We start from the raw sequence: 14584 nt of genomic DNA, 5'->3' as shown, positions 1-14584 counted from the left end.
TCTTGGGCGCACAAAAAGGTCGCTCTATGCTATTGAATCTACGCATCGTGCTTTCCAAAAATCGATTCCGATTTTTGGGCCGATGCAGTAGCCGATTTTAAATCGGGCACGAATCAAGCACTGTTGCGAAAACGCGACCGCGAGGAACAGGTTGATGGCTCCAGAGAGCGAAAAGCGCAGCATTATCATCACCGGCTGCTCTTCCGGGATCGGTGCCTATTGTGCCGAGGCTTTGCACAAGGCCGGATGGCGCGTGTTCGCGACGGCACGCAAGGATGAGGATATTGCAGCACTCAGAGCCAAAGGGCTTGATGCTTTCTACCTCGATTACACAGAACCGCAATCAATCGAAGCGCTGGTCGATGAAGTGCTGCGTGCAACCGACGGCAAGCTGGATGCGCTGTTCAACAATGGTGCTTATGCACAGCCCGGCGCGATTGAGGATTTGCCGGTTGAAGCATTGCGTGCGCAATTCGAAGCCAATTTCTTTGGTTGGCATGATCTGACACGCCGCATCGTTCCGGTGATGCGAGCACAGGGGCATGGCCGCATCGTGCATTGCTCCTCGATATTGGGGCTTGTGCCAATGAAATGGCGCGGGGCCTATGTGGCATCGAAATTTGCACTTGAGGGTCTGATGCTCGCCCAGCGTATGGAGCTGGAGGGGTCGGGCATTGAGGTTTCGATAATAGAGCCGGGACCGATTGCCTCGCGCTTCACCTATAATGCTGCCATGCATGCACGGGCTAATATTGATCTTGAACATTCAGTGCATCGCGAACTTTACCAGCGCCAGATGGCGAAACTTGACGATGGTGGCACGAAGTCCAAAAACAAGCTTGGCCCGGAAGCGGTTTACGCGGTACTTGTGCATGCATTGGAGGCGCCCAAGCCGCGTCCGCATTATGCGGTTACGCGACCGGCGAAACTGGGTATTCTGGCACGACGCCTGCTGCCGTCGCGCTGGCTCTATCGAATGCTGTCCGACCAGTCTTGAAAACAGAGATGGCGGATTATGGGAGAAAATAAATGGACTTTCTGTTCAAGGCTGCGGCCATGGTGGCCATGTTCGCCGTGGCAATTGTGCTGATTATCGGCCTGCGCAACATGATGCGCGGCGGTGACGGAAACTTCTCCAACAAAATGATGCAGTTACGTGTCTTCCTGCAGTTTGTCGCGATTGTGCTAATCGTTGCAGCCGTATATTTCGCACGCCAGACCAGCGGCCAGTAACCATGGTCAAGCTCAACAAGATTTATACACGCACAGGCGACGATGGTACGACAGGCCTGACCTCCGGGCCACGCAGGCTGAAATCTGATCTGCGTGTGGAAGCCTATGGTACTGTCGATGAAACCAACGCCTGCATCGGTCTTGCTCGGCTTCATACGAGCGACGCTGATCATGGGCATATCGATGTGATGCTTATGCGCATCCAGAATGATCTGTTTGATCTTGGTGCCGATCTTTCAACGCCTGATGACGGTGAGCCACTCGCCTACGAGCCGCTGCGTATCGTTGCCTCGCAGGTTACGCGGCTTGAATCCGACATTGATTATTTGAATGCGGCTATTCCGCCTTTGCGTTCGTTCATTTTACCGGGTGGCTCTGCCGCCTCTGCCGCATTGCATTTGGCGCGTACCGTTTCGCGCCGTGCCGAACGGCTGATGGTACAGCTTGCAAAGACCGAAGGCGAAGTGGTTTCAAAGGAAGCGCTGCAATATATCAATCGCCTCTCCGATTTCCTGTTTGTCGCCGCCCGCGCCGTCAATGATAACGGCGCGAAGGATGTGCTTTGGGTGCCGGGCCAAAACCGCTAGTTCAAACTCCGCGCTTATTGCCCCAGATCAGCACATGAAGCTGGGGCAATACATGGGCCTCGAACCAGCGATCTGCCATTACCTTGTCTATCAGCCATTCCATGCGGCGCATGATGCCGTTCATGTCGATGCGGGCATCGTCATCTTCGGGCGGCGGCGGTGTATGATTGCCGGGCTGAAGGTAAACGGCCAAATGCGGGTGACGTGCTGATGCTGCCTTTGCAAAGGCATAATCCGCATCATCAAAGACCACGAATTTCAGCACCGTCCGGGGTTTCGATCCTGCTGCATCAATGGAAGCTGCGAGCGCACCCCAATCCGTCTCCATGCCACTTGAAGGTGGTTTCGGACTGAGCACCAGCGTATCGAGTTTGGCAAACCAGTCTTTTGTCAGCGATCCCTGAGTTTCAAGCGCAAAGCGATAACCTTGCGCGTGACCATGATCGATCAGTGGTCCCAATGGCTGAATGGCTGGATTGCCGCCAGAAAGTGACACCGTTATGGGCTTTTTACCCGAAAGTGCCGTCACTTCGTGCCATATGGCTTCAACGCTCATCGGTTTCCAGTCATGGCGAAAGCGGCTTTCAACAGCGTGCAGACTGTCACACCATGCGCAGCGGTAGTCACAGCCGCCCGTACGCACGAAAACAGTCGGCTCGCCGCTCAACACACCTTCGCCCTGAATGGTCGGACCGAAAATCTCGCTGATGCGGATTTCGGGGCTGGCCTTCATGATCGACTCTCGGGCCGATACTCTGCCCATGTCTTAGGCGTTTCGCTGACCCTTACCGCTGTGACTTCCTGCCAGCGTGTCTGGCACCAGTCATAAAGATGGCGCGCCAGAAACTCTGCCGTCACGCAATTATGCCCGAGCACATCATTGAGATGGCGGTGATCGAGCTCATCATCGATATAGCGCTTGAGTGGCACCAGCTCGTGATAATCGCGGACAAAACCATGCTCATTGAGATCGGCCGCCGACAGTTCCACTTCAACGATGTAATTGTGTCCGTGCAGTCGCGCGCATTGATGATCGGCAGGCAGTTCGGTCAGCTGATGCGAAGCGGAGAAATGGAATTCCTTGGTGATGCGAAACATCAGGCGTTCCTCTTCTCAATGGCTGCGCGCCAGAAGTCGGCATCCTCATAGTGGGTAGGATCTGTGACACCTGCCAGATGGAAGGCCTCGCGACGTTCGACACAGGTGCCGCAACGCCCGCAATGATGTTCGCCGCCCTTGTAGCAGGACCACGTTGCTTCAAACGGTGCCTTGTATTTTGCACCGTCTGAAACGATGTCGCTTTTTGACTTGTGCACATAGGGCGCAAGCACCCGAATATCGGCATATCCTTCCAGCGCATGGTTCTGCATGGTCTGGAAAGCGCCGATAAAGCCGGGACGGCAATCGGGATAAATGAAGTGGTCGCCACCGTGAACGGCGAGCGCCACGGCATCGGCTTTCTGGGCTGCTGCCACGCCAAAGGCGATGGCCAGCATGATGGCATTGCGGTTGGGAACGACCGTGATTTTCATCGTTTCCTCGGCATAGTGGCCGTCGGGTACATCAATATCATCGGTCAGGGCCGAGCCGGTAAGGCTCGCACCGATTGGACGGATGTCGATGGTTTGATGGGGCACATTGAGCCGCTGTGCGCAGGCTTCCGCAAAGCTCAATTCCTTTTTGTGCCGCTGACCATAATCGAACGAGATAAGGCCAGTGAGCTGATGTTCCGCCGCGATTTTGTGCGCGAGCGAAACGGAGTCCAATCCGCCGGAGCAGATGACAAGCGTCTTCATAGTTTGAGTCCTTGTTTTGACCGGGTAGGCTGCGACCGGATGTTTACGCGGTTCTCCTAGCGCATGAGGCCGGGCTTGTAAACGCCACGAAAATGCGAGGAGATGCGCGTCAAAGAAAAGTATCAAAGGTATCAACCGAACAAGACAAGACCTGACAAACGTTAGTGCAAAAACGGAATGACTATCTGTCAGAATAAATTCATTTAAATCGATATTGCCGACCATCCGCGATTGACGTGCACGTCAACCGTCTTTAGGTTTCGTGCCGGTTCCTGATGTTGCGGGGAAGGGCTGGTTTCGTGGCGCTTCTGTCAGCAGCATTTTCATGTCGGTTTCTGACATGCGGGCAAAGATTCACGGCGGCATAGTCGTGCCGCAAAAGTCATTGAAGAGGTAATCGCGGATGAAAGTCCTTGTCGCAGTAAAGCGGGTTGTAGATTACAACGTAAAGATCCGTGTTAAGGGAGATGGTTCGGGCGTTGAGCTTGCGAACGTGAAGATGTCGATGAACCCTTTTGACGAGATTGCGGTTGAGGAAGCAATCCGTCTGAAGGAAGCTGGCAAGGTCACGGAAATCATCGCGGTTTCGGTCGGTCCGGCACAGGCGCAGGAAACGCTGCGCACAGCCCTTGCCATGGGTGCTGATCGCGCGATCCTCGTGAAGACCGATGACACCGTTGAGCCGCTTGGCGTTGCCAAGGTGCTGAAGGGCGTGGTCGAGGCCGAACAGCCGGATCTCGTTTTCCTCGGCAAGCAGGCGATTGATGATGATGCCAACCAGACCGGCCAGATGTTGTCGGCATTGCTCAACTGGAGCCAGGCGACGTTTGCCTCGAAGGTGGAGCTGGGTGACGGTTCTGCCAAGGTAACGCGTGAAGTCGATGGCGGTCTTCAGACCATTGATGTGAAGCTTCCAGCCATTGTGACAGTTGACCTTCGTTTGAACCAGCCGCGCTATGCATCGCTGCCAAACATCATGAAGGCGAAGAAGAAGCCGCTTGATGAAAAGTCGCCTGCTGATTTCGGTGCTGATATTGCGCCGCGTCTCAAGGTCCTGAAGACCGAAGAGCCGGGTGGCCGCAAGGCTGGCGTGAAGGTCGGTTCGGTCTCCGAACTGGTCGAGAAGCTCAAGGCCGACGGCGTATTGTAAGAAATCGGAAGGGACAAACACATGGCTATTCTTCTTATTGCCGAACATGACAATGCAAGCCTTTCCGATCAGACCGCAAAGGCACTGACAGCCGCCGCTCAGATCGGTGGTGATGTTGATATTCTGGTTGCAGGCAAGGGTGCAAAGGCTGCGGCTGATGCGGCTGCAAAGCTTTCTGGCGTGCGCAAGGTTCTGCTGGCTGAAAGCGATGCGTTGGAAAATCGTTTGGCTGAGCCACTGGCTGCAGCCATCGTTGAACTCGCAGGAAACTACGACACGATCATTGCACCAGCCACCACGTCGGCCAAGAATGTGCTGCCGCGTGTGGCAGCACTTCTCGATGTGATGCAGTTGTCGGAAATCATGGAAGTGGTGTCCGCTGATACGTTCAAGCGTCCGATCTATGCGGGCAATGCGATCCAGACTGTGCAATCGACCGATGCCAAGAAGGTCATCACGGTTCGTACCGCTTCGTTCCAGGCCACCGGTGAAGGCGGCTCGGCTTCGGTTGAAAGCGTGAATGCGGCGAGCGATCCAGCGCTGTCGAGCTTCGTTGAAAACGCGCTTTCGGGTGGTGATCGTCCGGAACTGACCTCGGCCAAGATCATCATTTCGGGCGGTCGTGCGCTTGGTTCGTCAGAAAAGTTCCAGGAAGTGATCCTGCCTGTTGCTGACAAGCTTGGTGCTGCGGTCGGTGCCAGCCGTGCGGCGGTTGATGCGGGCTATGCGCCAAACGACTGGCAGGTTGGCCAGACCGGCAAGGTGGTTGCACCTGAACTTTACATCGCAGTCGGCATCTCGGGTGCGATCCAGCATCTGGCGGGCATGAAAGACAGCCGCGTGATTGTTGCGATCAACAAGGACGAAGAAGCACCGATCTTCCAGGTGGCTGATTATGGCCTCGTCGGCGATCTCTTCACCGTGTTGCCGGAGCTCGAAAAAGTGCTCTGATTATAAGAAAGGCGGCAGGGAAATCTGCCGCCTTGTTCATTTGCTGCCCGTCCTTTGCGCCGAGTTTCTGCCGGTGTTCGGACGGGTTCTTTATAAGCATTGCTGAAAACTCGACCTGAAGTTTAGGATTGCATTTTAACAGGCAAGCTGTCTTGTTAACCGGGCTTTCAAGCAATGTCAGATACAAGGCTTGGTAAGGGGCTTGGTATGGGGCTGAATACGGGCCAGATGCAGGTTCCCTGTATTTGAAGAATGGATGATATACTCAAGCAGATCTCCGCTATTGGGCGGGAGCGTGAAGGAGTTGAGACTGTGGCGATCAAGACGGTAGGCATTGTTGGCGCGGGACAGATGGGAAGCGGAATTGCCCATGTTTGTGCGCTGGCAGGATACGACGTGCTTTTGCATGATGCGGCGGCAGACCGGCTGGAAAAGGGTATTGCCACAGTCAATGGCAACATGGCGCGACAGGTGTCATCTGGTAAGCTGGAAGAGAAACAGCGCGCCGATGCTATGAAGCTGATCCGTGCAGCGAATTCCATGGAAGATCTGGCGGGCGTCGATCTGGCCATCGAGGCAGCGACAGAAGACGAGACCGTCAAGCGCAAGATTTTCGCGCAGCTTTGTCCGATCCTTAACCCGGAAGCGATTGTCGCAACCAATACATCGTCGATTTCCATCACGCGACTTGCGTCAACCACAGATCGTCCGGAGCGTTTCATCGGTATTCACTTCATGAATCCGGTACCGCTCATGAAGCTGGTTGAGCTGGTGCGCGGTATTGCGACTGAAGAAGATACGTTCCGCAAATCAAAGGATTTCGTAACGGCACTCGGCAAGACCGTAACGGTTGCCGAAGATTTCCCGGCCTTCATCGTCAATCGTATCCTGCTGCCAATGATCAATGAGGCGATCTACACGCTTTATGAAGGTGTGGGCAGCGTAGAAGCCATCGATACAGCGATGAAGCTTGGTGCCAACCACCCTATGGGACCACTGCAACTCGCTGATTTCATCGGCCTTGATACCTGCCTTTCAATCATGCAGGTGCTGCATGACGGACTGGCCGATTCCAAATATCGCCCGTGCCCGCTTTTGGTCAAATATGTTGAGGCGGGATGGCTTGGCCGCAAGACGGGCCGCGGTTTCTATGACTACCGTGGCGAACATCCGGTTCCTACGCGATAAAACCTTTATGCTTTTCTGACAAAGCCGGTGTATTCACACCGGCTTTTTTAATTGTGTCTAATTTCTCACGTCTGTGGAAAACCTGAATATCGTTACCATTAACTTACTGTTAACTCTGCAGATTTAGGAGTTATTCATCTTTAATCGTTAAAGTTTTCATTAAGATGTTCGGAAGCTAAAAAGCATTTAACTCGGCCCCTGCGGGCGCTTGGCGAACATCACTTTCGAGCAGCAAATTCTTGATGAGGTGAAGGCGATGAACATTATCGTTCAGCTACGTGACAGCGTTAATGTCATCCGTGAGTTCGTCGCACCAAGCTACAGGCCCGAGCGCCATTATATGCGCGGCCCGGGTCCGGCTTGCGCGGCACGCACGGCAAACTAAACACTGAGCTTCGGTTCTCATTTTCAGACGCAAAGCCTGTCAGGCTTTTGTCGGAGATGAACTGAGTTTCAGGCAACAGAAAAGCCAGAGCGGGTGACCGCTCTGGCTTTTTGTTTGTCGGGTTCAGGTCGCGATCTTATTCCAGACCTTCAAACAGCGCGGTCGAAAGATAGCGCTCGGCAAAGGATGGAATGATGATGACAATATTCTTGCCCTTGTTCTCCGGGCGCTTGCCGACTTCGATGGCGGCTGTGAGCGCCGCACCCGACGAGATGCCGACAGGAATACCTTCAAGACGCGCAATCAGGCGTGCATTGGCAAATGAATCCTCGTTGGAGACAGTCACCACTTCATCATAGATTTCTGTGTCGAGCGTCTTTGGTGCAAAGCCCGCGCCGATGCCCTGAATCTTGTGCGGACCGGGTGTGCCGCCCGAAAGAACCGGGGAATCCTTAGGTTCTACAGCGATCACTTTGAACGATGGCTTGCGTGACTTGATGACCTGACCGACGCCGGTAATGGTGCCGCCGGTGCCAATGCCGGAAATCAGGATGTCGGCTTCGCCCTTGGTGTCATTCCAGATTTCCTCAGCCGTTGTGCGGCGATGAATTTCAGGATTGGCCGGGTTTTCGAACTGCTGTGGAATGATCGCATTTGGATTACCTTCTGCGATTTCCTCAGCCTTGGCGATAGCGCCCTTCATGCCTTTCGGGCCTTCGGTCAGCACGAGTTCGGCACCGAGCAGCTTGAGAAGCTTGCGACGTTCAACCGACATGGTTTCAGGCATAGTCAGCACCAGACGGTAGCCCTTGGCGGCGGCCGCAAATGCCAGTGCAATACCGGTGTTGCCCGAGGTTGGTTCCACAAACACGGTCTTGCCAGGAACAGCTTTGCCCTGCGCTTCAAGTGCTTCAATCAGTGCAAGACCGATACGGTCCTTGACGCTTGCCAATGGGTTGAAGAATTCCAGCTTTACCAGCAGGTTGGCTTCGACGCCGTTTTCCTTGGCAAATTTGTCGATGCGGACCAGAGGTGTGTTGCCGATGGTATCGAGAATGGAATCATAGATGCGACCGCGACCTGCCGTTTCGCCGTCTTTGGCGCCAAGGGGCTTACTCATGGAAAAATCTCCTTCTGTTTGACGCGAAGTTTATGAGGAAATGGCGCAAAAGCATAGCTGGGACCGTGCTTCGGATCGCATATAATTGGAATTATATTCTTTAAAAGAGTAACACTTAGAAGATAATTCCAGGTTATCGGGTATCAGCAGGGTGCACGATCATTTGTACGAAAATCGGTCATTCCGAGCACTAAAACCTTGCCCCCGGTCTTTCGACAAGCTTCTCATGTCTATAAGCTTTTGCTGTCTTGGAACGGTCCCAGTTGAGATTGAATCGTTGGAACCGCTTCGCACTTTTAGCTCAAATACTTCATTGATCCGTATCAATGCTCTTTGCGTCAGGACAGGCATGATCGGTTAACAATTGCAATCTGGAGGCATGAACCGTGTATAAGTCTATTTTGATCGCAACCGATGGATCTGAACTCGCCGATAAGGGCGTGGACCAGGGGCTTGCTCTTGCAAAGCAACTTGGGTCAAAGGTGTTGTTTGTTTCGGTGACCGAACTTCTGCCATCCTATGGCATTGTTGTGGCTGCTGAGTGGGCATCAAGCCCAGCGGCCTTTCAGGAATATCGTGAGGCTATAACCAAAGCTGCCGCCGAGCTTCTCACGAAGGCAAAGGCAAAAGCCGAGAGCGTAGATGTTTCTGCTGAGGTTCTTCACATTGAGAACCAGTCACCAGCACAGGGGATTATCGAGGCGGCCAAGCACAAGCATTGCGATCTGATCGTCATCGCATCGCATGGCCGTCGCGGCGTCAACAAGCTGCTGCTGGGCAGTCAGGCCGCGGAAGTGCTGTCGCTGAGCGCTGTTCCGGTGCTGGTGGTCAAGTAAGCTGCGCAGTCCGCGCGACGATGAACACGGATTATTGTTCGTGGCCGCTCGCTTGAGCGGTCAACAACGCAAGAAGATTCCCAAACGTCTCTGATAAGCTGTTCCCGCTCACTTTGTTGAGCGGGAGGATCTTTTACAGGAGACAAACATGACCGCGCCTCGTCCAAACAAGACCAGCATCGGTAATCATGTACTTCATCCAGAAACCCAGATGCTGAATTACGGCTATGACCCCGAGCTTTCCGAGGGGGCAGTCAAGCCGCCGGTGTTTCTAACCTCGACCTTCGTTTTCAAGACTGCCGAAGACGGGCGCGATTTCTTCGATTTCGTTTCCGGCCGTAAAGAGCCGCCCGCAGGGGTTGGTGCGGGGCTTGTCTATTCGCGCTTCAATCATCCCAACAGCGAGATCGTGGAGGATCGCCTTGCCGTTTATGAAGGGACTGAGAGTTGCGCGTTGTTCTCGTCCGGCATGTCGGCAATTGCGACAACCTTGTTTGCTTTTGCGCGCCCCGGAGACGTAATCCTGCATTCGCAGCCGCTTTACGGTGGCACAGAAACATTGCTCGCGAAGACTTTCCATAATTTCAATGTTGCGGCTGTGGCCTTTGCCGATGGTGTGCATGAAGCTTCGATTGAAGAGGCTGCCGATGAAGCCACAAACAAGGGGCGAGTCTCGGTCATCCTGATTGAAACGCCCGCCAATCCGACCAACAGTCTGGTCGATATCGCAGCCATCCGGCGCGTTGCCGATAAGATAGCAGCGAAGCAGGAAGGGGTCCGCCCGGTCATCGTTTGCGACAACACTTTGCTTGGCCCTGTTTTCCAGAAGCCGCTCGAACACGGCGCAGATATTTCGCTCTACTCGCTGACCAAATATGTTGGTGGCCATTCCGATCTGATTGCCGGTGCTGTTCTTGGTGCGAAGGCCGTGGTTAAGCAGATAAAGGCACTGCGTGGGGCGATTGGAACGCAGCTTGATCCGCATTCCTGCTGGATGCTGGGGCGCTCGCTTGAAACGCTCGGGATTCGTATGGATCGTGCCGACAAGAATGCTCTGGCAATTGCCGAGTTCCTGCGCGAGCATCCAAAGGTTGAAAAGCTGCATTATTTGCCATTTGCAGACCAGGCTTCTGCTGTTGGTCAATTGTTCAAACGCCAGTGCTCGGGCGCGGGCTCGACCTTTTCATTCGATATCAAAGGCGGGCAGGCAGCGGCATTCCGTTTCCTGAATGCTTTGCAGATCATGAAGCTCGCGGTCAGTCTTGGCGGAACAGAATCGCTTGCAAGTCATCCCGCTGCAATGACGCATTCCGGTGTTCCGATTGAGGTGCGTGAGCGGATAGGGGTGCTCGAATCAACAATTCGCCTGTCGATTGGCATTGAACATCCTGATGATTTGATTGCAGATCTCGCACAGGCTCTTGAAGCAGCTTGAATAACGGGTGGTGGGATAAATGGTGCGGGTGGTCGGAATCGAACCGACACTCCTTTCGGAACCGGATTTTGAGTCCGGCGCGTCTACCAGTTCCACCACACCCGCACATAACTGCCAATGCAGTCTGATATGGTCCAAAAACGGACAGCGGGGAGGGATATACCGGCTAAACGAAACAAGGTCAATCGCCCTCAAGCGGCTTGACCGATTATACTTTCAGGTTGAGCCGCGAAGTCAGTGAGACAGACGATATGGCTTGAACAAAACGCTTAAATTACCTGTCCAAAAGGTCTTTTTAAAGCCGCTTAGAGCACCGTGCGCCCTCCTGGGCGCGCAAAGCATGCTCTACTTTATTTAATCTACACATCGTGCTTTCCAAAAATCGATTCCGATTTTGGGTTGAGACTGTGGAGTAAAATCCGAACTGAGTGAAATCGGGATCGACAAGGTTATGATCTTATAAAACACGCGTTCACCCCTCCCGAAAAGTGTAGAACGCTTAAGCGGGATCAGACAAACCGCATACCAACCAGATCTTAGAGCGCAGATCTCAGTCGGCTAGGTCGGATACTCTCTGGAGCGTGTCGCGCTTAATCGCAGCCATGGGCTCGCTCCAGATTCCTTTAATTGCGACATGTTCGCTAACGCTAAATGAAACCATTTGAGCGCGACATGCTTTAGCCTCAGCGGCGCAGATTGTATTCGACAATATTCCAGCAGACCAGAAAGGCGATAAAGCCAAGCACAATCAGGTCGAGGGTTTTCAGATAAGTGAGATATTCAAACATAGCGCATCTCCTTCCCAAGGGAGGCGCTTTGGTGTTTGTGAGCGGCGAAAGAAGGTCGTTATTATTCATTTACTTGATCTCAATTGAGTAAAACCCAATGTCAAGCAAATCAGACCCTCATTTTTCGCCTGCAATTTTCTAATTTCAGGCGCTCTCCCAGAAGCAATGATAGCACAGATTCATGTTATCTCAAGTAATCGCGTCTTTTTTCTTTTGTCTTGATTTCCTGTTATTTGCGCTCGGTAAAGTTGCGGATTCGATTTCGGATGATACGCGTCAGATTGCGGGTGCGCTGATAGAGGTGGATCTGCGATGCTGCCTGTCGAACATTCTTGTCGGCACCCGGATGAAGACCAATCACCAGAGTTTCAATGGTTTCACGCTCTTTAAACAAGCGGGACATCACGGGATGATCCGGCACGGCGCATGAATCTGTGCGCGTAATGTTGGTATCCTCAAGGTGATTTTTGACCACTTCGATCATTAACAACGTACCCGGCGAATAGGCCTGAAGCGTTTCATCATAGGCTGTTTTCCACGTCCATGCTTCGCCTGAGACTGTGAATACAATCAGGATGGCAACCACACGGCCAGCGAGTTCCCCAGTGAGTTCCCCGGCGAGTTCCAATGTGTGGATGCGAACGCAGTCGCGTTCGGCAAGATTGTTGACGGCTTCGCGGGCAAAGGCTGCCCGAAACCGGTCAACTGCCATGGCGGTTCCGCGTCGGCCTTTCCAGCCACTGGCTTCCAATGTCAGGAAATGTTCGAATGCGTGGCGGACTTCATCCGGCGTCCTTGCAATGCGGTGCACGAGTTCGCCTTTTTCGGCAAGGCGGCGCCACAAGCGGCTATAATCGCGACGATGATGCGCGCCAATAGCCTGTTTGATGTAGGTTTCGCCATCCTGATTGCTTTCGAGGAACGGACGCTGTTTCTGCTCAATTGAAACGATGGGTAATTGTCGACCGACCGCGACCGAACGGATCAGTTTTGCGACTGCACCATTGGCTCGCATTTCAGGAAGCACGAGGACTTCCGGCATTTTGACATGATCGCGTGCCAGAATATCGAACAGGTCTTCCAGGACACCGACCGGATCATCATGGTCGATAAGCGGCGTGCCCTGCGGACCAAAAGGCGTTGCCCAGGCACGGATAACGGGTGCGGAAAGCGGTAATCCAGGACGCTCGATCGTATAGGGCATGACAAAACGCAGCCGGCTACGAACTTCGTTTTCATCACGCATGACCATGAAACGCACTTCGCGGTCTTCCAGACGTGGCATGGCAGGTGCCAGAAAACGCGCGTTGAAAAAGATGTTCGGCTCAATCGTACGGTTGCTCAGGTGGTCAAGCTCGTCACGCAGCTCAAAACCAGCTGATGCGCCGTAGATCGCAAACTTGCGTGGAATATCGCGGCTGTTCAGGCTTTCCTCCAGCCGCTTGGTCGCATCCAGGGCTGGCAGGCTTTCGGATAATTGCGAAATGATGCGGGCTGTGTGTCCGCCTGCGGATTCTTCAAGCAAAGGTTTCGCGGCCATTACAAGGTCTCCTCAGAGCTATTGCTGCGGGCGTCTCGGGTGCGCTTTTCGGGAATAAGAATAAACATCGTGATCTGCATGGTGCGGTGCACGGCGGTCGAAAGCAGAACGGCCTCAAGCAGCATCGAAATGGCTGTCGAGAAAGCCGCTCCCATCAGGCCAAAGCGTGGAATGAGAAGAAGATTAAGCGCGACGTTAACGGCCAGCGTGACTGCATAGAGCAGCGCGCAGATATTCTGCTTTCCAGACATGTTAAGCAGGCTTTCGGCAGGTCCGACGCTTGCGCGTGCAATCACACCGATAATCAGAATGAACAGAAGCGGATAGCCCTGCGTGAAGACGCTGCCAAAGAGCATCAACAGGGGATAGCCCATGGCGAGAATGACAACTCCGAGAAACAATGTTGGCCAGAAGGTCCAACGGGTCGATGCTTCTGCAAAGTTTGCAAATTCGGCACGGTCGCCGCTGTGCAACAGATCGGAATAGCGTTGTGCAACGCTTGCCTTGACGGCGAAATAGACGAAATGCGCCAGTGCCATGATTTTGGTTGTCACGAAATAGATTGCCACATGCTGTGGGTCCATGAGGTGGCCAACCATCAGCACATCGACATTGATCAGAAGGAAGAAAAACCCTTCGACAAAGAAAATCGGCAGAGCAACTTTCATCCAGGTCGCCAGATGGATTTCCTTTGGCCCGGACGGAATATCCTTTGCCAGCGACCGATCAAGGGTCAGCAATTGCCCGACCGTCGTTGCCCATGTGGCAGCAATGGAAACAGCAAGTGCAGTCGTAGCAGTAGAAGGCAATCCTGCGACGTGAGCTGCGACCATGAAAATGAGAACGAGGAGCGGGCGGATGATATAACTCGGTGTCAGTGCCATCATGATCCATGTACGCGACCGGGCAATGCCGTCGAGCATATTGCCAAGCGTAATCATTGGCAGGCAGATGAAGCCGAGAATGAACGGAATGAGGTAATAGCCCGCGATGTGGTCTTTCAGAAGTACCAACAGCACGGCTCCCAGCAGGGCGATTACGGTGGCTGATCCAAGCGCGAAAAGCCGACCAGTATAAAGAATACCACGCAGCGGATTAAGCAGGTTGTGCTGAATATATTCCGGCACATATCGGATGATGGTGGTGTGCAGCCCGAAACAGGCAAGATCACCGATAATGATCATGGAGAGCCAGACGAGCACGAAAATGCCGTACTGGAACTCACCCATCCAGCGGGCGAGGATAACTTGCGAAAGCAGAGCTATGGCAGCGCTCGCCGCACGTACAGAAAAGGCCAGCAGCGATGAACGCTGGGCACTCGCCTGTGGGCCTTCTCCCATCAGGACAGCATCCATCCGCTCCGTCACAGGACGAAGTTTGGCTGCGATCTTGCCAGGTAAAAACTGGCTCGCTGCTTTCGCTGCCGAAAAACCCACTCGTTGCCAACCCTGTTTGTTACGGCCCCTATGTTTAAGGTTCCGCACTTCTGCTGATCTTCTTGAGGATCATCTTTTATAAGCATCCGGCACTGTGCCGGTTTTGCGATGGCTGATTATTAGATGGTAGTTCTTTACA

The 14584-nt window shown here is 53.6% G+C and carries 15 protein-coding genes and 1 tRNA gene; 9 read left to right on the top strand and 7 right to left on the bottom strand.

The annotated features are described in order from the left end of the window. Positions 1-154 precede the first annotated feature (154 nt). The 3 genes from ACSME1_RS05895 to ACSME1_RS05885 are packed head-to-tail and all read left to right on the top strand — an operon-like array spanning position 155 to position 1820. The gene (locus ACSME1_RS05895) at positions 155-997 is read left to right on the top strand and encodes an SDR family oxidoreductase (protein ID WP_100558496.1); all 843 of its coding nucleotides are present in this window, start codon (positions 155-157) and stop codon (positions 995-997) included. A 32-nt stretch (positions 998-1029) separates the two neighbouring features. After that, the gene (locus ACSME1_RS05890; protein ID WP_024898593.1) at positions 1030-1233 is read left to right on the top strand and encodes a twin transmembrane helix small protein; all 204 of its coding nucleotides are present in this window, start codon (positions 1030-1032) and stop codon (positions 1231-1233) included. 2 nt (positions 1234-1235) lie between these two features. Continuing rightward, positions 1236-1820, top strand: coding sequence for a cob(I)yrinic acid a,c-diamide adenosyltransferase (locus tag ACSME1_RS05885; protein ID WP_100558497.1), 585 nt, complete (start codon positions 1236-1238; stop codon positions 1818-1820). Position 1821: 1 nt separating this feature from the next. Here ACSME1_RS05885 and queE read toward each other — a convergent pair whose 3' ends face one another. The 3 genes from queE to queC are packed head-to-tail and all read right to left on the bottom strand — an operon-like array spanning position 1822 to position 3616. After that, complete coding sequence (gene queE, locus ACSME1_RS05880) at positions 1822-2553, bottom strand: 7-carboxy-7-deazaguanine synthase QueE (RefSeq protein WP_374844428.1); 732 nt, start codon at positions 2551-2553, stop codon at positions 1822-1824. Then, positions 2550-2918, bottom strand: a complete 369-nt coding sequence (gene queD / locus ACSME1_RS05875) for a 6-carboxytetrahydropterin synthase QueD (RefSeq protein ID WP_105705651.1) — start codon at positions 2916-2918, stop codon at positions 2550-2552. The genes queE and queD overlap by 4 nt, the downstream gene beginning before the upstream one ends. Further along, positions 2918-3616, bottom strand: a complete 699-nt coding sequence (gene queC, locus ACSME1_RS05870; protein ID WP_100558500.1) for a 7-cyano-7-deazaguanine synthase QueC — start codon at positions 3614-3616, stop codon at positions 2918-2920. Before queC ends, queD begins: the two co-directional genes overlap by 1 nt. A 403-nt stretch (positions 3617-4019) precedes the next feature. Between queC and ACSME1_RS05865 the strand changes: the two genes are divergently transcribed. From ACSME1_RS05865 to ACSME1_RS05850, 4 genes are all read left to right on the top strand, one after another. Next, positions 4020-4766, top strand: coding sequence for an electron transfer flavoprotein subunit beta/FixA family protein (locus tag ACSME1_RS05865; protein ID WP_128094579.1), 747 nt, complete (start codon positions 4020-4022; stop codon positions 4764-4766). 21 nt (positions 4767-4787) lie between these two features. Then, the gene (locus ACSME1_RS05860; protein ID WP_435654906.1) at positions 4788-5717 is read left to right on the top strand and encodes an electron transfer flavoprotein subunit alpha/FixB family protein; all 930 of its coding nucleotides are present in this window, start codon (positions 4788-4790) and stop codon (positions 5715-5717) included. Positions 5718-6029: 312 nt separating this feature from the next. Continuing rightward, positions 6030-6905: a 3-hydroxybutyryl-CoA dehydrogenase gene (locus ACSME1_RS05855; protein ID WP_024896859.1), complete on the top strand. Its 876-nt coding sequence runs from the start codon at positions 6030-6032 to the stop codon at positions 6903-6905. A gap of 256 nt (positions 6906-7161) precedes the next feature. Further along, positions 7162-7290: a hypothetical protein gene (locus ACSME1_RS05850; RefSeq protein WP_268875812.1), complete on the top strand. Its 129-nt coding sequence runs from the start codon at positions 7162-7164 to the stop codon at positions 7288-7290. Between the two features lie 136 nt (positions 7291-7426). Here ACSME1_RS05850 and cysK read toward each other — a convergent pair whose 3' ends face one another. Next, entirely contained in the window at positions 7427-8410 is a 984-nt protein-coding gene (gene cysK, locus ACSME1_RS05845; RefSeq protein WP_024896860.1) for a cysteine synthase A, read from the bottom strand. 386 nt (positions 8411-8796) lie between these two features. Here cysK and ACSME1_RS05840 point away from each other — a divergent pair, with 386 nt between their 5' ends. Beyond that, positions 8797-9246 carry a universal stress protein gene (locus ACSME1_RS05840; RefSeq protein ID WP_024896861.1) on the top strand — a complete coding sequence of 150 codons (450 nt, stop codon included), beginning with the start codon at positions 8797-8799 and terminating at the stop codon, positions 9244-9246. 148 nt (positions 9247-9394) lie between these two features. Further along, entirely contained in the window at positions 9395-10681 is a 1287-nt protein-coding gene (locus ACSME1_RS05835; RefSeq protein ID WP_024896862.1) for a cystathionine gamma-synthase family protein, read from the top strand. 20 nt (positions 10682-10701) lie between these two features. On the opposite strand, the gene ACSME1_RS05830 is transcribed toward ACSME1_RS05835, so the two are convergent. The 3 genes from ACSME1_RS05830 to ACSME1_RS05820 all read right to left on the bottom strand — a co-directional run bounded on the left by ACSME1_RS05830 (position 10702) and on the right by ACSME1_RS05820 (position 14445). Further along, positions 10702-10786: transfer RNA gene (locus ACSME1_RS05830), tRNA-Leu, on the bottom strand. A 912-nt stretch (positions 10787-11698) separates the two neighbouring features. Then, on the bottom strand, positions 11699-13009 hold the full coding sequence (gene bspF, locus ACSME1_RS05825) for a type IV secretion system effector crotonyl transferase BspF (protein ID WP_024899660.1): 1311 nt from the start codon (positions 13007-13009) through the stop codon (positions 11699-11701). Next, positions 13009-14445: a lipopolysaccharide biosynthesis protein gene (locus tag ACSME1_RS05820; protein ID WP_024899661.1), complete on the bottom strand. Its 1437-nt coding sequence runs from the start codon at positions 14443-14445 to the stop codon at positions 13009-13011. The genes bspF and ACSME1_RS05820 overlap by 1 nt, the downstream gene beginning before the upstream one ends. Positions 14446-14584 lie beyond the last annotated feature (139 nt).

The organism is Brucella pituitosa, assembly GCF_965577835.1.
Classification (GTDB): Bacteria; Pseudomonadota; Alphaproteobacteria; order Rhizobiales; family Rhizobiaceae; genus Brucella; species Brucella pituitosa.
Note: the sequence above shows the minus strand (reverse complement) of the source record. Positions and strands in the feature narration are given on the sequence as shown.